20 protein-coding genes and 1 tRNA gene are annotated in these 18,997 nt (G+C 63.8%); 6 read left to right on the plus strand and 15 right to left on the minus strand.

The window, feature by feature from the left end:
- Window positions 1-9 precede the first annotated feature (9 nt).
- The gene (locus tag BGP02_RS10755) at window positions 10-1,458 is read left to right on the plus strand and encodes a M16 family metallopeptidase (protein ID WP_017232666.1); all 1,449 of its coding nucleotides are present in this window, start codon (window positions 10-12) and stop codon (window positions 1,456-1,458) included.
- Between the two features lie 130 nt (window positions 1,459-1,588).
- Here the strand turns inward: BGP02_RS10755 and BGP02_RS10760 are convergent, their stop codons facing one another.
- Complete coding sequence (locus BGP02_RS10760; protein ID WP_286798500.1) at window positions 1,589-2,479, minus strand: ABC transporter permease; 891 nt, start codon at window positions 2,477-2,479, stop codon at window positions 1,589-1,591.
- A 13-nt stretch (window positions 2,480-2,492) separates the two neighbouring features.
- The gene (gene nodI, locus BGP02_RS10765; protein WP_026131719.1) at window positions 2,493-3,410 is read right to left on the minus strand and encodes a nodulation factor ABC transporter ATP-binding protein NodI; all 918 of its coding nucleotides are present in this window, start codon (window positions 3,408-3,410) and stop codon (window positions 2,493-2,495) included.
- Window positions 3,411-3,682: 272 nt separating this feature from the next.
- Here nodI and rsmD point away from each other — a divergent pair, with 272 nt between their 5' ends.
- From rsmD to BGP02_RS10780, 3 genes are all read left to right on the plus strand, one after another.
- Window positions 3,683-4,276: a 16S rRNA (guanine(966)-N(2))-methyltransferase RsmD gene (gene rsmD, locus BGP02_RS10770; RefSeq protein ID WP_017232663.1), complete on the plus strand. Its 594-nt coding sequence runs from the start codon at window positions 3,683-3,685 to the stop codon at window positions 4,274-4,276.
- A 55-nt stretch (window positions 4,277-4,331) separates the two neighbouring features.
- Window positions 4,332-4,826, plus strand: coding sequence for a pantetheine-phosphate adenylyltransferase (coaD, locus tag BGP02_RS10775; RefSeq protein WP_017232662.1), 495 nt, complete (start codon window positions 4,332-4,334; stop codon window positions 4,824-4,826).
- A gap of 64 nt (window positions 4,827-4,890) precedes the next feature.
- Window positions 4,891-5,148 (plus strand): YfhL family 4Fe-4S dicluster ferredoxin, encoded by a 258-nt coding sequence (locus tag BGP02_RS10780; RefSeq protein WP_017232661.1) that lies wholly within the window; start codon window positions 4,891-4,893, stop codon window positions 5,146-5,148.
- Window positions 5,149-5,195: 47 nt separating this feature from the next.
- Here BGP02_RS10780 and pth read toward each other — a convergent pair whose 3' ends face one another.
- The 7 genes from pth to BGP02_RS10815 form a co-directional block, all read right to left on the minus strand.
- Window positions 5,196-5,792 carry an aminoacyl-tRNA hydrolase gene (gene pth, locus BGP02_RS10785; RefSeq protein WP_017232660.1) on the minus strand — a complete coding sequence of 199 codons (597 nt, stop codon included), beginning with the start codon at window positions 5,790-5,792 and terminating at the stop codon, window positions 5,196-5,198.
- Between the two features lie 123 nt (window positions 5,793-5,915).
- Complete coding sequence (locus tag BGP02_RS10790) at window positions 5,916-6,536, minus strand: 50S ribosomal protein L25/general stress protein Ctc (RefSeq protein WP_017232659.1); 621 nt, start codon at window positions 6,534-6,536, stop codon at window positions 5,916-5,918.
- Window positions 6,537-6,690: 154 nt separating this feature from the next.
- Window positions 6,691-7,638, minus strand: coding sequence for a ribose-phosphate pyrophosphokinase (locus BGP02_RS10795; RefSeq protein WP_026131718.1), 948 nt, complete (start codon window positions 7,636-7,638; stop codon window positions 6,691-6,693).
- A gap of 49 nt (window positions 7,639-7,687) precedes the next feature.
- A tRNA-Gln gene (locus tag BGP02_RS10800) sits at window positions 7,688-7,764 on the minus strand.
- Between the two features lie 53 nt (window positions 7,765-7,817).
- Window positions 7,818-8,687, minus strand: coding sequence for a 4-(cytidine 5'-diphospho)-2-C-methyl-D-erythritol kinase (gene ispE / locus BGP02_RS10805; RefSeq protein ID WP_286798477.1), 870 nt, complete (start codon window positions 8,685-8,687; stop codon window positions 7,818-7,820).
- 241 nt (window positions 8,688-8,928) lie between these two features.
- Entirely contained in the window at window positions 8,929-9,546 is a 618-nt protein-coding gene (locus tag BGP02_RS10810; protein WP_026131717.1) for an outer membrane lipoprotein LolB, read from the minus strand.
- A gap of 5 nt (window positions 9,547-9,551) precedes the next feature.
- Window positions 9,552-11,477 (minus strand): tetratricopeptide repeat protein, encoded by a 1,926-nt coding sequence (locus BGP02_RS10815; protein WP_286798479.1) that lies wholly within the window; start codon window positions 11,475-11,477, stop codon window positions 9,552-9,554.
- Between the two features lie 79 nt (window positions 11,478-11,556).
- On the opposite strand from BGP02_RS10815, the gene mutM reads away from it, so the two are divergent.
- Both mutM and mutY read left to right on the plus strand, forming a co-directional pair.
- Window positions 11,557-12,387: a bifunctional DNA-formamidopyrimidine glycosylase/DNA-(apurinic or apyrimidinic site) lyase gene (mutM, locus tag BGP02_RS10820; protein ID WP_017232654.1), complete on the plus strand. Its 831-nt coding sequence runs from the start codon at window positions 11,557-11,559 to the stop codon at window positions 12,385-12,387.
- Between the two features lie 82 nt (window positions 12,388-12,469).
- Complete coding sequence (mutY, locus tag BGP02_RS10825) at window positions 12,470-13,627, plus strand: A/G-specific adenine glycosylase (protein WP_017232653.1); 1,158 nt, start codon at window positions 12,470-12,472, stop codon at window positions 13,625-13,627.
- 15 nt (window positions 13,628-13,642) lie between these two features.
- Here the strand turns inward: mutY and rapZ are convergent, their stop codons facing one another.
- The 6 genes from rapZ to BGP02_RS10855 all read right to left on the minus strand — a co-directional run bounded on the left by rapZ (window position 13,643) and on the right by BGP02_RS10855 (window position 18,938).
- Window positions 13,643-14,518, minus strand: a complete 876-nt coding sequence (gene rapZ / locus BGP02_RS10830) for an RNase adapter RapZ (protein ID WP_017232652.1) — start codon at window positions 14,516-14,518, stop codon at window positions 13,643-13,645.
- A 230-nt stretch (window positions 14,519-14,748) separates the two neighbouring features.
- On the minus strand, window positions 14,749-15,060 hold the full coding sequence (locus tag BGP02_RS10835) for a PsiF family protein (RefSeq protein ID WP_017232651.1): 312 nt from the start codon (window positions 15,058-15,060) through the stop codon (window positions 14,749-14,751).
- Window positions 15,061-15,206: 146 nt separating this feature from the next.
- Window positions 15,207-16,172: an HPr(Ser) kinase/phosphatase gene (hprK, locus tag BGP02_RS10840; RefSeq protein WP_017232650.1), complete on the minus strand. Its 966-nt coding sequence runs from the start codon at window positions 16,170-16,172 to the stop codon at window positions 15,207-15,209.
- Between the two features lie 97 nt (window positions 16,173-16,269).
- Complete coding sequence (gene ptsN / locus BGP02_RS10845; protein WP_026131716.1) at window positions 16,270-16,725, minus strand: PTS IIA-like nitrogen regulatory protein PtsN; 456 nt, start codon at window positions 16,723-16,725, stop codon at window positions 16,270-16,272.
- 229 nt (window positions 16,726-16,954) lie between these two features.
- Window positions 16,955-17,308, minus strand: a complete 354-nt coding sequence (gene hpf, locus BGP02_RS10850) for a ribosome hibernation-promoting factor, HPF/YfiA family (RefSeq protein ID WP_017232648.1) — start codon at window positions 17,306-17,308, stop codon at window positions 16,955-16,957.
- A gap of 142 nt (window positions 17,309-17,450) precedes the next feature.
- The gene (locus tag BGP02_RS10855; protein ID WP_017232647.1) at window positions 17,451-18,938 is read right to left on the minus strand and encodes an RNA polymerase factor sigma-54; all 1,488 of its coding nucleotides are present in this window, start codon (window positions 18,936-18,938) and stop codon (window positions 17,451-17,453) included.
- Window positions 18,939-18,997: the final 59 nt, after the last annotated feature.

Here is an 18,997-nt window from a genome sequence, read left to right on the forward strand (position 1 = left end):
GGCCACACGATGATGAAAATTTCCGCACTGTTGCGTGCGTTCTCTGTGCCTGCGCGCACGGGCTTTACGGCGAGCGTTGCTGCCGTTGCCGCGGGTGCGATTATTGCCGTCACGCCGCTGAGTGCTCGCGCGGCGCTGCCGATTCAAAGCTGGGTGGCGCCGTCGGGCGCCAAGGTGATGTTCGTCGAGAGTCGTTCGATCCCGATGATCGACCTGAACATCGACTTCGATGCCGGCAGTCGCTACGATCCGCCGGGGAAGTCCGGTCTGGCGATGCTCACGGCGGGCTTGCTCGACGCGGGCGCGTCCGCCGCAGCCGGGCGCCCCGCGCTGACCGAGGCGCAGATTGCCGATCGCTTTGCCGACGTGGGCGCGATGGAAGCGACAAGTGCCGGACGCGATGCCGCGACCGTCACCCTGCGCACGCTGTCGTCAGCGACCGAACGCGATGCGGCGGTCGGCGCGATGGCGCAGTTCCTGCAACATCCTACGTTCCCCGATGCGGTGCTCAAGCGGGAAGCGGCGCGTCTGTCGGCGGCGATTGCGGAATCCGATACGAAGCCCGAGGCGATTGCCGAGAAGGCATTTCGCCGCGCGATCTACGGCAGCCATCCGTATGGTGTCAGCCCGACGGTGGCGAGTGTGAACGCCGTGAAGCGCGACGATCTGGTGCGTTTCTACCGCGACATGTACAGCCCGAAGCGGGCGGTCGTGACGATCGTCGGCGACATCGATCGAGCGCAGGCGGAGGCGCTCGTCGCCACGCTGACCGACGCCATGCCCGTGGGCGTGACGCCGCCGGCGATGCCGTCGGTCGCGTCGTTGAGCAGTGCCGTGCAGATCGATCTGCCGCACCCGGCCGAGCAGGCGCACATTGTGACGGGGCAGGCGTCGGTGGCGCGCAGTGATCCCGACTACTTCCCGTTGCTCGTGGGTAACTATGTCCTGGGCGGCGGGGGCTTCGTGTCGCGCTTGACGACGGAGGTGCGCGAAAAACGCGGTCTGACGTACGGCGTGTCGAGTGGCTTCATGCCGCAGTTGCAGGAGGGGCCGTTCGAGATCAGTTTGCAGACGCGCCGTGAGCAGGCACCGGAGGCGCTCAAGGTCGTGCGTGAAACGCTCGCCAAGTTCGTCCAGGACGGGCCGACCGACGCGGAGATGCAGGCCGCCAGGGACAACCTGACCAACGGCTTTCCGCTGCGACTCGACAGTAATCGAAAGCTGCTGGCGAACGTGGCCGCTATCGGCTTCTATCACCTGCCGCTGGACTACCTCGATACGTGGACCCGCAACGTTGAGGCCGTGACCGCTGCGCAGGTAAAGAGCGCCTTCGCGCGTCACGTGGCGCCGGACCGGCTCGTCACGGTCGTCGTGGGGCCGAGTGACGTCTTCGGCGGCGCAAGCGCAGGCGCGGCGGCGCCCAGCGGAAAATCTTCGGTACGCACGCAAACGAAATAATCATCGCATCGTCGTGGGATTGACGCGACGTATTGACATACGACATACGACATACGACAGACGGCACCGACAGCTTTCGGTGCCGTTTTTCGTTGGCTTGCGTGAGCGGGCCGAAAGGTACGACGCGGCGTTACCGAAGAATGCGCCTGCGCAGCAGTACGAGTGCCGCGGCGAACCCGACGACCGCATAGATGGCGAGCGCGCTTGCATGCAGCCATGGCAGGTCGATGGGGCGTCCGAGCATGGCGGGGCGGATCAGCGCTACCGCGTGGGCCAGGGGCAGCCATTCAGTGACGTGACGGGCTGCCGCCGGCAGTTGCGCCAAGGGGAAGAACACCCCCGAGAGCAGCAGCGTCGGTGTCATGACCAGCGTCTGGTAAAACATGAAGAAGTCATAGCTCGGCGCGAGCGCCGTCATCACCATCGCCAGACTGGCGAACGCGAGCCCCGCCAGCAGGATCGCCGGCAGTACGACAGGCATGCTGTCGATGCGCGCGTAGCCGAGCGCGCTGGCCACCAGCAGGATTGCGACACCTGAGAGTACGGCCTTGCTCGCCGCCCACACGACTTCGCCGAGCACTACGTCGCCCAGCGTGAGCGGCGTGTGCATGAGCGCTTCCCACGTGCGCTGCACATGCATGCGCGAGAAGCCCGAGTACATCGATTCGAAGCTGGCGGAGAACATCACGCTTGAGCCAACGGTCCCGGCGGCGAGAAACGCAATGTATGAGGTGCCGTCGACCTCGCCGACCATCATGCCGAGGCCGAACCCCAGCCCGAAGAGGTAGATCATCGGGTCAGCCAGATTGCCGAACAGCGACGCGATGGCGAGCTTGCGCCAGACAAGGAAGTTGCGCCGCCAGACGCCCATCCACGGCGAGATGCCGGGCAGGTAGCGAGGCGACTCCGGGGTGCGTTCGTGGGGTGGGCCCGCGCGATGCGCGCCCGCCGTCGAGACTGCCGCGCTGTCGCCGGTATCACCGGTATCGCCGGTGTCGCATGTTTCGGGTGCGTCGGGCATGGGATGGTCACGCTTAGTCATCGCGCATCTCCCGGCCGGTGAGTTTGAGAAAGACGTCTTCCAGATTGGCTCGCCGATGCAGATATCGAACGCCGGGCTGTTCTTGCAGCGCTGCAACGACCGGCACCGCGTCGCGCACATAGCAGAAGTGGGTCTCGCCACTCGTCTCGATGCGGTCGGCCAGTGGCGTCAGGCGCGCGAGCAGGGCTTGCGGCACGTCGCCGAACACCTCCACGACATCGCAGCCGATTTCCCGCGCAACAAGTTCGGGCGGCGTGCCCTCGGCGATCTTGCGGCCGGCATCGATCACGCACAGACGATGGCACAGGCGCTCGGCTTCTTCCATGAAGTGCGTCGTGAGCAGAATCGTCTTGCCCTCGTTCATCAGCGACTTGAGCCGTTCCCAGATCAGGTGGCGAGCTTGCGGATCGAGGCCCGTCGTGGGCTCGTCGAGTACAAGCACATCGGGATTGTTGATGAGCGCCCGGGCGAGTGTGAGACGTCGTTTCATGCCGCCTGAGAGTTGGCTGACGCGGGCATCTGCCTTCGACTCGAGTCGCGCGAACGCGAGCAGGGCGGGCACGCGTTCCCGAAGCTCGGCAGAGGAGAGTCCGAAATAGCGTCCGAAGACCGCGAGGTTCTCGCGCACGGTGAAGTCGGGATCGAGGTTGTCGAATTGCGGCACGACACCGACGCGGCGTCGCGCCTGTGGCGCCTGTCGCGGCACGGACAGGCCACCGAGACGGATTTCACCGCTGTCGGGCGTGACCAGGCCCAGCAGCATGCGCAACGTGGTGGTCTTGCCGGCCCCGTTGGGCCCGAGCAAGCCGAAACACTCGCCCGGCGCGACGCGCAGCGAAAGATGGTCGACCACGGGACGGCCGTCATAGGCCTTGCATAGCTCAATTACCTCGATGGCGGCGTCGGTCATGGCGAATCGGGCGGTTTCCTGTGATGTCCTGCCGGGCGCGTCGTCGTTGTGCCACTGGCGTCGAGGCAGACGCTCGCCGCTCGGGATCGACGCATCGTCTGCCATCGTATGCCTTGATGGGGCAGGTCTTGCGGGCGATGTGGTATGTTTCGCCTCAACAATGTAGCGTGAATTGTCATGATTTTGGATTCCTGGCGTGCGCAGCCGCGCGCGCGAACTCATTTTTGCACGGGTGACGGTGTCTCCGGCAAGGCTGTCCTGCGGGGAACACGATGAAGTCCGGTTCGGGAAACGTGGCACGCGGCGCGCCGCAGCAGGTGCGCATCATTGGCGGCCAGTGGAAGCGCACGCCGCTGCCGGTGCCGTCGGGCGAAGGCCTGCGGCCCACGCCTGACCGTGTGCGGGAAACCCTGTTCAATTGGCTGGGTCAGGATCTGGGCGGCATGCGGTGCCTCGACGCGTTCGCGGGCAGCGGCGCGCTGGGATTCGAGGCCGCCTCGCGGGGTGCCGCCCGCGTGCTGATGGTTGAGCACGCCGCGCGGGCCGTTCGGCAACTGCGTGCCAATCAGGACAAACTCGGGGCCGATCAGATCGAGATCGTGCAGGCCGATGCCCGTCGCCTGATAACCACACTCCCGCCCGGGGCTTTTGACGTGGTGTTTCTCGATCCGCCGTTTGCGAGCGGCTGGATGAACGACCTGCTGGCGCCTGCGGCCCGTCTGCTCGCCCCTGGCGGGGTGATCTACGCCGAATCGGACATCGCGCTGGAGGACGACGCACTGGCGGTGCTCGACCTCGCATGCCTGCGACGGGCGAAAGCCGGGGCCGTGCATTATCATTTGCTTGAATCGATACCGAAAACCTAGAGACCACAATGAACAAGTACGCAGCACAGGTCCCCAGCCGCGAGGAGACGTTGGCATGGTAGTGGCGATTTATCCGGGGACGTTCGACCCGTTGACCCGAGGACATGAAGATCTGGTCCGCCGTGCGGCAGGGATTTTCGACAAGCTCGTCGTTGGCGTGGCGGATAGCCGAAACAAGAAGCCGTTCTTCTCGCTGGAAGAGCGCATCGACATCGCGCGCGAAGTGCTGGGTCACTATCCGAACGTCAGCGTGGAAGGGTTTTCCGGGCTGCTCAAGGACTTCGTGCGCAAGCACCAGGCCCGTGTGATCGTGCGCGGCCTGCGCGCCGTGTCCGACTTCGAGTACGAGTTCCAGATGGCCGGGATGAACCGCTATCTGTTGCCCGATGTGGAAACGATGTTCATGACGCCGTCTGACCAGTACCAGTTCATCTCGGGCACGATCGTGCGCGAGATCGCGCAACTGGGTGGCGACGTCAGCAAGTTCGTGTTTCCTTCCGTCGAAAAATGGCTGATGACGAAAGTCGGCAGCCTGCCGACGAACGGATGAGTATCGCGTACGCCGGCCCGGCCCTTGCGGCTGACCGGCGTTGCGATACGGCTGGAGGTGCCGTATGGCCTTGATGATTACCGATGAATGCATCAATTGCGACGTGTGCGAGCCGGAGTGCCCGAACGACGCGATTTCGATGGGGGTCGAGATTTACGAGATCGATCCGAACAAGTGCACCGAATGTGTGGGGCACTTCGATGAACCGCAGTGCGTGCAGGTGTGTCCGGTGGAGTGCATTCCCATCAACCCCGAACACGTCGAGACGCCCGAGCAACTGCTCGAGAAGTACACCCATCTGCAAGCGGCCAAGACGGCCTGAGCGGCGTGCCGGCCAAGCCAGCCGCGCACTGTGCGCGGCAGCGCCGCTTATTTCCCCGGTGCGGCGTGCAGGCGCATCATTGCCTTTTCCATCTCGCCTTTGACGACCTGATCGACGATGTCGAGCGAGCGCGACATCGCGTCGTCGATCTGCGCCTGCTCTTCCTTGCGCGGCGGCTTGAGCACGAAGTCCACGACCTGCTGTTGGCTGCCCGTCGGCTGAAGCGTGCGCGGATGGCCGATGCCCAGACGCAGACGCCAAAACTCGGGCGTCGTCAGATGCGCGGCGATGTCCTTCAGTCCGTTGTGACCACCGCTGCCCCCACCACGCTTGAGTTTCACCGTGCCGGGCAGCAGATCGAGTTCGTCGTGCACGACGAGGATTTCATCCGGCAGGATCTTGTAGAAGCGTGCGAGCGCCACAACCGACTGCCCCGAGCGGTTCATGAAGGTCTGCGGCTCGAGCAACCAGACTTCCTGGCCGGCAATGCGTGTGCGCGCTGCATAGCCGTGGAAGTTCTTCTGGTTCGTGAGCGACGCACCGCATTGCTGCGCCAACGCGTCGACGAACCAGAAACCGGCGTTGTGACGCGTTGCTGTGTATTCGGCGCCCGGATTGCCGAGCCCTACGATCAGCTTGATCATTTCGGTATCACGATCTTGGCGCGCGCCGAATCGGCATGCGCGCCGCCATAAAAAAACCCGCCGGACATGACGTCGCGGCGGGTCTTGCGTCCAGCGTCGCCGCTGAAGGCTAACGCGCGGGCCTTAGGCGGCCGGCGCTGCACCTTCGGCAGCCGGAGCAGCCGCTTCGTCAGCAGCCGCACCTGCCGGTTGGACGGCTTGCGCGACCACCGGGTTTTCTTGCTCGACGTGCAGCGTGAGCGTCACGCCGGCGGGCAGCTTGACGTCCTTGGCGTGCACCGTCTTGCCCGCTTCCAGGGTCGACAGGTCGACTTCCAGGAATTCCGGCAGCTTGCCCGGCAGGCAGTTCACGTCGAGTTCGTTCACGGTGTGGCTGATCACGTTCGACGCCAGCTTCACCGCCGGGGCGTTCTCAGCACCCAGGAAGTGCAGGGGCACCTTCACGTGAATCGACTTGTTCGGATCGACACGTTGGAAATCCACGTGCAGAACCAATTGCTTGAACGGGTGGTACTGCACATCGCGCAACAGCACTTGTTCGGTCTGGCCGGCAACTTCCAGCTCGAGAATCGACGAGTGGAACGCTTCCTTGCGCAGGGCATGCCACAGCGCATTGTGATCGAGTTCGATCATCTTCGGATCAACGTTTCCACCGTACACGATGCCCGTGGTCTTACCGGCATTGCGCAGGCGGCGGCTCGCACCCGTACCTTGCAGATTACGCTCAAAAGCGACGACTTTCATAACAACTCCTTGGACTGCCCGCGACCAGGCAGCGATAGCTTCCCAAATGCCGTGCAAAAAACATCGGCTTCAGGAATGACAAAGGCGGGGAGACGCTCCCCGCCGACACAACAACGGCGCCACACAGGCGCCGTCGCAAAAATTTACCGAACGCTTATTCCGCGAACAGCGACATTACCGAGTCGCCACGACGGATACGCGAGAACGTCTCGGCGAGCAAATTGGCGCAGCTCAACTGGCGGATCTTGCCACCCTTCGAGTCGTCGCGCAGCGCGATCGTGTCCGTCACGACCACTTCGTCGAGTTCCGACGCGTTGATGCGCGCCGCCGCACCGCCGGAAAGCACCGGGTGCGTGCAGTACGCATAGACCTTCTGTGCGCCACGCTCCTTCAGCACCTGCGCGGCTTTGCACAGCGTACCGGCCGTGTCGACCATATCGTCCATGATGACGCAGGTGCGGCCTTCGACTTCACCGATGATGTTCATCACTTCGGCGACGTTGGCCTTCGGACGACGCTTGTCGATGATCGCCAGATCACAATGCAGTTGCTTGGCGAGCGCACGCGCACGCACCACACCGCCAACGTCCGGCGAGACCACCAACAGGTTTTCGTGGTTCTGCGCGCGCACATCGGCCAGCAGCAGCGGCGAGGCGTAGATGTTGTCGACAGGGATATCGAAGAAACCCTGAATCTGGTCCGCGTGCAGGTCCATCGTGATGATGCGCTCGACGCCCGCGATTTGCAGCATGTTGGCGACGACCTTCGCCGAGATCGCGACACGCGCCGAACGGGGGCGGCGATCTTGACGGGCATAGCCGAAATACGGGATGGCAGCGGTGATCCGGCCGGCAGACGCGCGCTTGAGCGCATCGACCATGATCATCAGTTCCATCAGGTTGTCGTTGGTCGGCGCGCACGTCGACTGGAGGACGAAGACGTCCTTGCCGCGCACGTTTTCCTGGATTTCGACCTGGATCTCACCGTCCGAGAACCGGCTCGCCATGGCCTTGCCGAGGGGAATGCCGAGAGTGTCGACGACCGCTTGGGCCAGGGCGGGATTGGCGTTCCCGGTGAATACCATTAGGTTATCACTACTCATCTGGCTACCTGCGGAACGTTGGGATGCTGAGACTGCACGACAGAGAAATTGGCAGGGGAGGAAGGACTCGAACCCTCGTATGCCGGAATCAAAATCCGGTGCCTTAACCAACTTGGCGACTCCCCTACACTAACCGTTGCCCTTGCCGCGTCGTAGGAAACGCAACAAAGTAAAACCCTTCACGCGAAGGCGAACAGCGGGTGTTCGGCCAGACTGGCGGTCACTTGACCCAGCCAGCGCTCTGGCAATCGCTGGTATGCCGCTTCCGCCTCTGCCTTCGTGTCGAATGCTGCAAACACACTGGCGCCGGAGCCCGTCATACGTGCGGTGGTGAAGGTGCTGAACCAGTCAATCACCGCAGCGACTTCCGCGTATTCTCGAATCACTGCCGCTTGCATGTCGTTACGGAAAATTTCATCCGTTCCTAACACGTTTTTGCTGGTGTGTTCGAGAAAGAACGCCATTGTGACGATCTTCGAATCCCTTGTCAACAGTGGATCGCGAAATATTTTGTCGGTCGCGACGTGGACGCGCGGGTTGACCACGAGGAAGTACCGAAGCGGCAAATCCACGGCGTGCAATTCCTCGCCCAGCCCTTCGGCGAACGCATTGCGGCCGAAGACGAAAAACGGCACGTCGGCCCCGAGTTGCAGGGCGAGCGCCTGAAGTTCCGCGCGCGGCAGATCGAGTTGCCACATGCGATTGAGTGCGAGCAGCGTCGTCGCGGCGTCGGAGCTGCCGCCGCCGATGCCGCCACCGGCCGGCAGCCGCTTCTCGATGGCAATCTCCACCCCGAAGCGCACGCCGCAACGGTGCTGCAGAAGGCGGGCGGCGCGCACCGTCAGATCCGTCTCAGGGGGCACCCCCGGCAGCGGGTTCGTGTGAACGATCCGTCCATCGTCGCGACGCGCGAAATGCAGCGTATCGGCCCAGTCGATCAGCTGGAAGACAGTCTGCAGCTCGTGATAGCCGTTCGGCCGGCGTCCCACGATGTGCAGGAACAGGTTCAGCTTGGCCGGAGCCGGGCAGTCACGCAGGATTTCGTACATGGCGATGCAAAACGATGGATAACGAGCGTCGACGCGGCACTGTCGCAACGTCGGTGTCTGGAGACGGGACTTCCCCGCGCAATTCGATCCCTTTGCGCAAGGCGCGCGTGGCACTCGACGTGCGCTGGAGCGGGCGGCGCCAAGCATAGCACCGTCGCAACAAGCGCGCCCAAGTGGCCGTCGATACCGCCGATGTCGCCAAAGCGATGGCGGTGCCCGGCCCAATCGGCGTCGCTCGACCTTACTCGTCGATCACGAGCCGCACAGCGAGCGGCGACCCGTCGAGATCGCGAGACAGGTCGATGCGCTTGACGCGTAGTGGCGCGCCGTCGAAAAAGGCCTGATAGTCGATCGTCCACCCGTCCTGCTTCAGATGCGTCGGCCGTTGTGTCTGGGGATCGCGCTCGATGCTCGCCTGCGATCCCGGAGCGCCCTGCATTTGCAGCCAGTAGCGCAGGCCGCCCACCGGCAGCGCGAAGCCCAGGGCGTCGTGCATGACATCTTCGAGGCGCGGGCCACTCAACGGTGCCTTGCCGGGTAATTCGAGCGACGCACGACGCGGATTCTCGCGCACGATCGCCTGGGTTTGTCCGAGCGGGTCGAGCAACTGGACGATCGCGTTGTCGCCATTCTGCTGCCAGTCGAAATTGCCGTAGGTATTGCGCGTCTCGCCATTCTGCTCGTAACGCACGGAGAAGCGGCCACGGTAGTGTTCGACGCTGGCGCCCGCCGCCGACGTCACCGCGGTGGGCGGCGCGAGGCTCGCACAGCCGGCGACGAGCCCGGCGAGCGCACAGGCCAGCACCAGGGTCGTGGCGCGAGCCGAACGCGACGCCACGAGCGAAAACGGCGACCTCATATGCATTACGGCGTCACGTTGTAGCGTTTCATCGTCGCGCGCAGCGTGTCGTCGTCGCCGTCGAGCTTGAGGGCTTCACGCCAGGTCTTGCGTGCCTCGTCCTGCTGGCCCGATTCCCACAGCACCTCGCCCAAGTGAGCGCCGATCTCGGCCTGCGCCTGAATGCCATACGCGCGGCGCAGCAGTTCGAGCGCCTGCGGTTTGTCGCCGAGGCGATACTTCACCCAGCCCAGGCTGTCCAGAATGTACGGATCGTCCGGCGCGAGCGCCGACGCCTTTTGCAGTAGTTTGAGCGCTTCCGGCAGACGGGTATTTCGCACGGTCAGCGAGTAGCCGAGCGCGTTGTAGGCCTGTGCGTTTTCCGGCTGTGACGCCATCACACGACGCATCGTCTTTTCCATGACGTCGTAGTGTTTGTTCAACTCGGCCACCATGCCGTACTGATACAGCAAGTCCGGATCGTCGGGATGGTTCTTTACCTCGACCGCGAGCAGCTTTTCCGCCTCGTCGTAGCGTTTTGCCTTGACGAGCAGATCCGACTCGGCGCGCTTGAGCGCGAGTTGCTCACGCGGATCGCTCGTCTTGATGCTGATGCTGTGCAGCAGCGCACGGCCTTCGTCGACCTTGCCCTGATCGGCGAGCAGCTGCGCGCGCCCGATCTGCGCGGGCAGATACGCGTTGCTGTCTTCGCGAATCTTCGAAAGCCACTTGTCGGCGGCCGGGTAATCCTTGCGGTCCTGGGCGATCTGCGCGAGATAGACATAGGCTTGCGCGCCGTCGGTGTTCTGCTGTTCGGCTTCCGACGCGTACTTCTGCAGATATTGTTCGGCCTGCTCCGGATGTTTGGCGTGCAGGTTGAGCAGCGCAAGCGCCATGAGCGTCGAGAGTTCGTGCGGGTAACGCTTTTCCAGCGTTTCGAACTGCTTCTGTGCCGCGTCGAGCTGGTTGTCGGCCAGCAGGAGCTTGGCGTAGGCGAAGCGCGCTTCCTTGGCGTTCGGATTGCGATCGAGGAACGTCTTCAATCCGGCAATGGCGCTGCTGCGCTCTTCCGGCCCCATCTGACCGTAAAGCAGTGCGGCGGCCTCGTAATCGGGCTTGAGACTGAGGGCCTTTTCCAGCGACGCGCGTGCGCCGGCGGTGTCGCCGGCATCGAGTTGCGAGCGGGCGATGGCCAGTTGCGCCTCGGGGCGTTGCATGTCGTTCGCCAGCATCCGCTTGAGCGACGCGATCCCCGTGGCGCGCTCCGGACTGCGCGCAATCATCTGCTGCAGTTCGAGAATGGCCTGGCCGCGGCGTGCTTCCGGCACCTTGTTCAGTTCGTCGACGAGCAGCGGTTCGGCGTCGGACAGATGGCCGGTGCCGACCTCGAGGCTCGCGAGCAACTGCGATGCAGGACGCCAGGTCGGATCGAGTTCGTGCCAGAGTCGGGCGGCAATGAGCGCGTCTCCGAGCTGGCGGGCGCCGAGCGCGATCTCGACCGCGCGGCGGGCCATGCGCGGGTCCTTCGTGCGATTGGCCAGTGCGACATAGGTGTTGAAGGCGGGCGCCAGGCTGCCTTGTTGCAGGCTCAACTCGGCGGCCATCACCTCGAAGACGATCTCGCTGGAGAGCGCGACGTTCGGAAGCTTTTCGCGCGGGACGCTCGCATCTGACGCCGCGGACGCCCCGGCTTCGCTGCCGACGTCTGCGCTGGCGTCGCTCGCGCCTGCCGGCGCGCTCGCTGGCGCGGCTTGCGCCGTCGGCCGGGACTGTGCAAACGCGTTCGACGAAGGCAGGAATGCCGTGATGGCGCTGGCGCAGGTTACGCCAAGCGCCGTTGCGCCGGCCCACGCCCCGCGTGCCAGGGCGCCGCGCAGGCGCAAAACCACGGGTGCCACGGTGAGCGCCGTGCTGGTCGCGGCGGGGATGGACTGGAATCGGGTGTTCGGCATAGGGATCCACGACAGGTTTCGAGCGATTGTAGCGCGCCCGATACAATAGAGTCTAAATCCTCAGCAAACGTTCGCAGGCATGCCTGAACTCCCAGAAGTCGAAGTCACCCGTCGCGGGATTGCGCCGCACGTGGCGGGCACACGCGTTGCCCGCATCGACGTGCGCAACGCCTCATTGCGCTGGCCGGTGCCCGACGGACTCGACACGCTCCTGCGCGGCGAAACGCTCGTCGGCGTGACCCGTCGCGGCAAGTACCTGTTGCTGGAATACGCGCCCGGCTGGCTGTTGGTGCATCTGGGCATGACCGGCACGTTGCGTGTCCTGCCCGAGCCGCAGGCGCTGCCGGCGGCCGGGGTGCACGACCATATCGATCTCGTTTTCGAGCGATGCGCGCTGCGCTATCGCGATCCGCGTCGTTTCGGCGCGGTGTTGTTCCATCCGCGCTCGGCGGGCGACGTGCTGGCACATCCCCTGCTGGCCGGTCTCGGTGTCGAGCCGCTGACGGACGCTTTCGACGGCCGATGGCTTTACGCAGGTACGCGCGGCAGGACCGTCGCCATCAAGCAGGCATTGCTCGCGGGCAGCATCGTTGTCGGTGTGGGCAACATCTATGCGTCGGAGAGCCTCTTCCGCGCGGGCATCGCGCCGCGCATGGCGGCGGGCAAACTCTCGCGGCCCCGGGCCGAGAAGCTCGCCCAAGCCATCAAGGACGTGCTTGCCGCGGCGATCGAGAAGGGCGGCAGCACGTTGCGCGACTTCGTCGGCAGCGACGGCAATCGCGGCTATTTCCAGCAGGAATATTTCGTCTACGATCGTGCCGGGCAACCCTGTCGCGTGTGTGGCACCCCGATCCGGCAGATCGTGCAAGGGCAGCGCTCCACGTTCTTCTGCCCGCATTGTCAAAAATAACGCAAGCGGCAATCGCAGATCGCGCAGCGGGTCGGCGGTTTGGCCGCGACGGCTGCCGTACACGACGCCCCCCAAAAATGATATGACCGACTCCCTCAACGACTCCACCGCCGGCCCGCCGGCGAGCCATTTCGCCGAGCGTCTGATTGCCTGGCAGGCCGAGCACGGCCGTCACGACCTGCCATGGCAGAACACGCGCGACGCCTATCGCATCTGGCTCTCCGAGATCATGTTGCAGCAGACCCAGGTCGCGACGGTGATCCCCTACTACACGCGTTTTCTCGAGCGCTTCCCCGACGTCGCGGCATTGGCGAGCGCCGCGCAGGACGACGTGATGGCGCTCTGGAGCGGCCTGGGCTACTACTCGCGGGCGCGTAATCTGCACCGTTGCGCGCAGGTCGTGGTGGCCGAGCACGGCGGTCGTTTCCCGTCCGACCCCGAGATGCTCGCCTCGCTGCCGGGCATCGGCCGTTCGACGGCCGCGGCGATTGCCGCGTTTGCCTACGATGCGCACGCCGCGATTCTCGACGGCAACGTCAAACGAGTCCTCGCGCGGGTGTTCGGCATCGAGGGATTTCCGGGCACGCCGAAGATCGAGCGGGCGATGTGGACGCTGGCTGAGTCCCTGCTGCCGCAACGCGACTTGCCCGCCTATACGCAGGGGATGATGGATCTCGGGGCGACGCTGTGCGCTCGCGGCAAGCCGCGTTGCGGCGAGTGCCCGTTCGACGGCGATTGCGTCGCGCATGCGACCGGACGCGAGCGCACGTTACCCACATCCAAGCCCAAAAAGGCGCAGCCGGAGCGTTATGTCGATGTGCTGGTGATTTGCGCGGGCGAGCGCGTGTTGTTCGAGCGACGGCCGGACAGCGGTATCTGGGGCGGCTTATGGAGCCTGCCGGAACTGACCCCGCCGACCGACGCGCGCGACGCCGACGATGCGTTGCTGCGCGAGCGTCTGAGCGCGCATGCCGCCGCGCTCGGTGCGGGTGACGGGAGGGTGCAGTCGCTCGAACCGCTGCACGGTCTCACGCACGTTTTCACACATTTTCGGCTGCACTTGCGGCCGTGGCGGGTGACGCTGGGCGCGAGCGCCGCGGTGCCGCCAAACGGCTCGCGCCACGCGTGGCTGGACGCCGCCGGCGTTGCCGCCGCCGGCCTACCCTCGCCGATCCGCAAGATTGCCGATGCCTTGTCGATCGGTTCGCCGAGCGACGGCCAACTGTCGTTGCCGACCTGAGCGGGCTGTTCCGCTTCAGGTCGTCGACTCGAGCGGGGCGAGTTCGCGATGGCGTACCAGCACGCTGGCTTCGGAGCGAAAGCGCTTGCCCAGCGTTTCGGCGATGAACACGGAGCGGTGTTGACCGCCCGTGCAGCCGATCGCCACCGTCAGGTAACTGCGGTTGTCGCGCATATAGCTCGGCAGCCATTTCTGCAGATAGGCGCCGATATCGTTGGTCATCTCGTCGACTTCGGGGATGGCCGACAGGAAGTCGATCACCGGTTGATCGCGACCGGTCAGCGGACGCAGCTGCGTGTCGTAATACGGATTGGGCAGCGAGCGCACGTCGAAGACGAGATCGGCGTCGAGCGGCACGCCATGCTTGAATCCGAAGGACTCGAACATCAGTGTGAGTCCGGTGTGATCGTGCTGGACGAACTCGCGGATCCAACGGCGCAACGCGCTCGCGCGCAAATTGCTGGTGTCGATCTGGTGACCGAGTTCGGCCACGCTGTTGAGCATTTCGCGCTCGGTCTCGATCGCTTCGACCAGCGAACCATTGGCCGAGACGGTATCGTCGCTCGTCACGGAGAGCGGGTGACGGCGGCGTGTCTCCGAGAAGCGCTGAACCAGCGTTTGCGTGGTGGCGTTGAGGAACAGGGCTCGCACGTCGTGACCGAAGCGGCGCAGGCCGCCAATGATCGGCGGCAGATCGGCAAGCGAGCCGCCGCTGCGCGCGTCGATGGCAACGGCGAGACGTGTGTAGTTCTGCGTTTCGAGATACTCGGCGAGTTCAGGGAGAAAGCGCGACGGTAGATTGTCGACGCAGTAGTAACCCGCATCTTCGAGGACGTTCAGGGCGAGCGATTTGCCGGAACCCGAAACGCCGGTAATCAGTACGATCTTCATGAGATTCCCCGGATACAGCGATCATGGTAAGCGATTGTGTCGTATGGGTGTCGAGCGGCCAAAAAGAAGAACGTTCCATGCGTTTTTGCTCCATTCGCGAGAATGACGCGCGAGAAACGACAACGGCGCCCGCGAGGGGCGCCGTTGTGTCAGCCTGTGGGCAGGCTCGCCGCTTATCCGTCCATCCGTCGATTCGTCAGAAGGTCGGTGCGGGAAAGCCCCCGGTGCGCTTACTTGTTCGACAGGCACGACTTCATGAACGCCTTGCGATCGTCGCCCTTCTTGTCGCCAGCCTGGGCATTGCAGGTCTTCATCTTTTCCTGCTGGGTCGGCTTGGCGGCGGGCTTGTTCGACAGGCATTCCTTCATGAACGCCTTGCGATCGTCGCCTTTCTTGCTGCCAGCTTGCGCATTGCAGACGCCCATCTTGCTTTGTTGGGTATTGGCAGCCTTGGGCGCAGGTGCGGGGGCGGCCGTCTGGGCAAACACGGGCGATGCGAGCAGCGGGGATACCAGAAGCAATGCAGCGAATGCTTTTTTCATGATCGTCTCTCCATAAGGTCGACACGCACGGGATTGGACCGCGTGGCGATTACAACATGAAAGAAAACGCGCCGCAATCGCGCGGCGTTGACAGAAAGACGCAGAAATTGCGGTAAACCCGGGGCATTCGTCCGGCAGGAGATCGCTCAGAGCAGCCGATTCTGCATGCCGTCCGGATCTTGCATGGCTTGACGCTGGCGCTCCATGAAATCCTTGAGGGTGTCGATGCCACGCAGTTGCAGGATCGTGTTGCGCACGGCGGCTTCGACCAGCACGGCGAGGTTTCGCCCGGCCGCCACTTGCAGAATCACCTTGTTGATGGGCAGGCCCAGCACATCCACGGTTTGCGCTTCGAGCGGCAGCCGCTGGAATTCGCCATCGGGGCGGCGCACCAACTGAACGATCAACTTGAGCTTCATTTTCCGGCGCACGGCCGTCTCACCGAAGATCGTCTTGATGTCGAGCAAACCCAGGCCGCGCACTTCCAGCAGGTTTTGCAGCAGCGGCGGGCAACGGCCTTCGACGAAATCCGGCCCGAGGCGCACGAAATCGACCGCATCGTCTGCTACCAGTCCGTGACCGCGGCTGATCAGTTCCAGGCCGAGCTCGCTCTTGCCGAGGCCGGAATCGCCGGTGAGCAGCACCCCCATGCCCAGAATGTCGAGAAATACGCCGTGCATCGTGCATCGCGGGGCGAACACACGCGAAATGTACATGCGCAGACTGTCGATGACCGCCGCCGTCGACATCGGCGTGGTGAACAGTGGCGTGGAGGAGCGGGTACAGCGCAGTACGAGATCGGGCGGGGCTTCGAGGCCGTCGGCCACCACGAGGAACGGCGGCTCGAGCGCGATGACTTCGCCCATGTGGCGCTTGCGGTTTTCGTCCGTGAGGCGCTGGTAGTAGCGCAGCTCGGCCTCGCCAAGCACCTGAATCCGGTTCGGGTGAATGAGGTTCAGGTGACCCACGAGGTCGGCGCTGGAGGTGGCCGTCGACACGCTCTCGGGCGTGAAGCCACGTTCCCACCCCTCGTGCCCGGTCAGCCACGACAAACGCAGCGTGGCGGCGTTGTCGTCGAAAATGCTTTGCGCGTTGATGCCGGTCAGTTCCACCGCGTCGCCTCGTTCGGTTGGGGTTGGGTGCTACGGAGTTCGTCCTGCGTCGCGGCGCGATACCCCGGAACACCGGGATAGCCGCACCCGCGCCGGCTCAGGGTTGCCAGTTCGCGAGCGCGGTATGGATATCGTCGGCACTCGGCGCGGAGGTCAAGGTCTCGCGCATCGTGCGATCCGAGAGCAACTGCGCAATTTCGGACAATATCTCGAGATGCTGCTGCGTTGCCTGCTCCGGTACCAACAGGAAGAACAGCAGGGACACGGGTTGCGCGTCGGGGGCCTCGAAGGGAATCGGATCGTCCAGGCGCACGAAGGCTGCCATCGGATGCTTGAGGCCCTTGATGCGCCCGTGCGGAATGGCCACACCTTCTCCCAGTCCGGTCGAGCCGAGACGCTCGCGGGCGAACAGATTGTCGGTGACAAGCGCGCGCGACAGGCCGGCATTGTTCTCGAAGAGAAGCCCGGCTTGCTCGAAGACGCGCTTCTTGCTGGTGACAGACAGTCCAAGCAGTATGTTGGACGCAGGTAAGAGTTTGACTAAACGGTTCATCTTGTAATGCGGGCGAACGCATGGTCGCCCTCCAGCCCCCCGGTTGACCTCGCATTATAGACCACCCGTCGACGCGCTCCCGGCGATGCGAGGGAGCATGCAAAAGGGGCCGTTCAACGGCCCCGCGGTGGGTGATGCCAGAGACTTACGACAGACGTCGATGTGCGCGTGGGCTTCCTCGCGAATCGCCGTCAGTGTCGGTCAATGCGGCTACCTTGCCCGGACAGACTCATTGCAGCGGTTCCGCCTCGGGAGGTTCCTGGTGCTTGAGGGCCTCGCGGCCATGATCCTGAACCTTGTCCTTGTATTGCATAACCTTGCGGTCGAGCATGTCGATCAGCTTGTCGATGGCGGCGTACATATTCTCGTCACACTTCTCGACGAAAATCTCCTTGCCCTTGAGATACACGGTGACGCTAGCGATCTGGCGTCCGGTCTTCTCCTTGGTCTTGTCGACAGATAGGATCACCTCGGCACCGATGAGCTGGTCGAAATGGCGCAACACGCGTTCAAGCTTGTTGACCACGAATTCGCGCAGCGACGGCGTGAGTTCGAGATGATGTCCACTGATCTTCAGATTCATAGCTGCTCTCCTTGCTGAAATGCCGAAGTGCAGGCCGCGTCACAAGCAACGCTGGCTAGCGGGAGTGCGAGCCATTGGCGTGACGCAATGTCGCACTACGGCGTGATGCCCCAGCGAGCCAAGATGGCACACCAGGACCGTCCTACAAAGATTTGCGCAAGTTCACTGCGGGAATGCGCATGGCTTCGCGGTATTTCGCGACGGTGCGTCGCGCTACCACGAACCCTTGCTCTGCCAGCAGCTCCGCGATACGGCTGTCGGAAAGGGGGGTCTGCGGATCTTCTGCTCCTATGAGTTGCTTGATGAGTGCGCGGATGGCGGTCGATGAGGCGGCGCCCCCGGCTTCCGTGGCCACGTGTGAACCAAAGAAGTACTTAAGCTCGAAGGTTCCGAATGGAGTGAGCATGTACTTACTGGTTGTCACGCGTGAAATCGTGGATTCATGTAAACCCAGCGTATCAGCAATTTCGCGTAAAACCAAGGGCCGCATGCCGATTTCGCCATGCGTGAAGAAGTTCTTCTGACGCTCGACGATCGCCTGCGACACGCGCAGGATCGTGTCGAACCGCTGTTGGATGTTCTTGATGAGCCAGCGCGCTTCCTGAAGTTGCTGCTGCAGGTTGCCGGTTCCCGGCGCATTGCGGTTGTTGCGAAGGATGCGCGCATACATTTCATTGATGCGCAGGCGCGGCATGACCTCGGGATTGAGTTCGGCGGTCCAGCCGCCGCCTTGCTTGCGCACGAGCACGTCGGGGATGACGTAATCCGCCTGGGGCGAGCCGTAGGCGGCGCCCGGGAACGGGTCGAGCGAGCGAATCAGTTGATGCGCCGCGCGCAGGCTGTCCTCGCTCACGCCCAGCAGACGACGCAACCGTGTGTAGTCGCGCGCGGCGAGCAGCTCCAGATGATCGGAAACGATGCGCAGCGACAGAGTTCGCACGCTGCTTGCCGGCAGCCGCTGGAGTTGCAGGCGAAGGCATTCTGACGGGGTTCGGGCGCCCACGCCTGCCGGGTCGAAGCTCTGTAGCAGCGCGAGCGCGGCGTTGATCTCTTCGGTCTCGAGCCCAAGTTCCTCGGACATTTCCGCCTGCATTTCGTCGAGCAGGGTGCCGAGATAGCCGTCTTCGTCGAGCGATTCGATCAGGAATTCCACCAGCAGGCGATCGCGCGGGCTGGCTTTCGTCAGGCGCAACTGGGCGAGCAGGTGTTCGCGAAGATTGGGATGATCGACGTGCAGTTGCGGCCGCTCATTGTCGTCGTCGTCCGACGCACTGCCCGAGCGGGCAAAGTCGTTCAGGCTCCAGTCGTTGCCACCGTCGCGCGCGTTGTCGTCGAAGCGGGTCTCGCCGTCGAGTTCGCGGGCGTCGTCCTGGCCGCTGGCCGATTCCGGCGTGTCGTTGGTGCTGCTGCTCGACGAGCCCCGCTCATTGCGCAGCGATCCGTCCGTGCCCACACGGATCGTGCCGGCGAGCCAATCGTCCTCGCGCTCGAGCATCGGGTTCTGGGTGAGGGCGTGCTCGACTTCCTGCTGAAGTTCGAGCGTCGACAGTTGCAACAATCGGATGGATTGCTGCAACTGAGGCGTGAGGGTCAGGTGCTGGGAGGTGCGGAGTTGAAGGGTCGGTTTCATAGCATTTCTCGCCTTCATTGTAGAGGCTTTGTCACGCCAGCGAAACCGGCCCGGCCCCC

The organism is Pandoraea sp. 64-18 (assembly GCF_001899225.1).
GTDB classification, from domain to species: Bacteria; Pseudomonadota; Gammaproteobacteria; order Burkholderiales; family Burkholderiaceae; genus Pandoraea; species Pandoraea cepalis.

Bases quoted from the DNA above. Each gene is read 5' to 3' on its own strand.
- BGP02_RS10755 (WP_017232666.1), top strand. From the start codon at position 10: ATGATGAAAATTTCCGCACTGTTGCGTGCGTTCTCTGTGCCTGCGCGC.
- hpf (WP_017232648.1), bottom strand. From the start codon at position 17,308: ATGAATCTGAAGATCAGTGGACATCATCTCGAACTCACGCCGTCGCTG.
- mutM (WP_017232654.1), top strand. From the start codon at position 11,557: ATGCCTGAACTCCCAGAAGTCGAAGTCACCCGTCGCGGGATTGCGCCG.
- ptsN (WP_026131716.1), bottom strand. From the start codon at position 16,725: ATGAACCGTTTAGTCAAACTCTTACCTGCGTCCAACATACTGCTTGGA.
- BGP02_RS10835 (WP_017232651.1), bottom strand. From the start codon at position 15,060: ATGAAAAAAGCATTCGCTGCATTGCTTCTGGTATCCCCGCTGCTCGCA.
- nodI (WP_026131719.1), bottom strand. From the start codon at position 3,410: ATGACCGACGCCGCCATCGAGGTAATTGAGCTATGCAAGGCCTATGAC.
- ispE (WP_286798477.1), bottom strand. From the start codon at position 8,687: ATGTACGAAATCCTGCGTGACTGCCCGGCTCCGGCCAAGCTGAACCTG.
- BGP02_RS10855 (WP_017232647.1), bottom strand. From the start codon at position 18,938: ATGAAACCGACCCTTCAACTCCGCACCTCCCAGCACCTGACCCTCACG.
- BGP02_RS10815 (WP_286798479.1), bottom strand. From the start codon at position 11,477: ATGCCGAACACCCGATTCCAGTCCATCCCCGCCGCGACCAGCACGGCG.
- mutY (WP_017232653.1), top strand. From the start codon at position 12,470: ATGACCGACTCCCTCAACGACTCCACCGCCGGCCCGCCGGCGAGCCAT.
- BGP02_RS10760 (WP_286798500.1), bottom strand. From the start codon at position 2,479: ATGCCCGACGCACCCGAAACATGCGACACCGGCGATACCGGTGATACC.
- BGP02_RS10780 (WP_017232661.1), top strand. From the start codon at position 4,891: ATGGCCTTGATGATTACCGATGAATGCATCAATTGCGACGTGTGCGAG.
- pth (WP_017232660.1), bottom strand. From the start codon at position 5,792: ATGATCAAGCTGATCGTAGGGCTCGGCAATCCGGGCGCCGAATACACA.
- rsmD (WP_017232663.1), top strand. From the start codon at position 3,683: ATGAAGTCCGGTTCGGGAAACGTGGCACGCGGCGCGCCGCAGCAGGTG.
- BGP02_RS10790 (WP_017232659.1), bottom strand. From the start codon at position 6,536: ATGAAAGTCGTCGCTTTTGAGCGTAATCTGCAAGGTACGGGTGCGAGC.
- coaD (WP_017232662.1), top strand. From the start codon at position 4,332: ATGGTAGTGGCGATTTATCCGGGGACGTTCGACCCGTTGACCCGAGGA.
- BGP02_RS10810 (WP_026131717.1), bottom strand. From the start codon at position 9,546: ATGAGGTCGCCGTTTTCGCTCGTGGCGTCGCGTTCGGCTCGCGCCACG.
- rapZ (WP_017232652.1), bottom strand. From the start codon at position 14,518: ATGAAGATCGTACTGATTACCGGCGTTTCGGGTTCCGGCAAATCGCTC.
- BGP02_RS10795 (WP_026131718.1), bottom strand. From the start codon at position 7,638: ATGAGTAGTGATAACCTAATGGTATTCACCGGGAACGCCAATCCCGCC.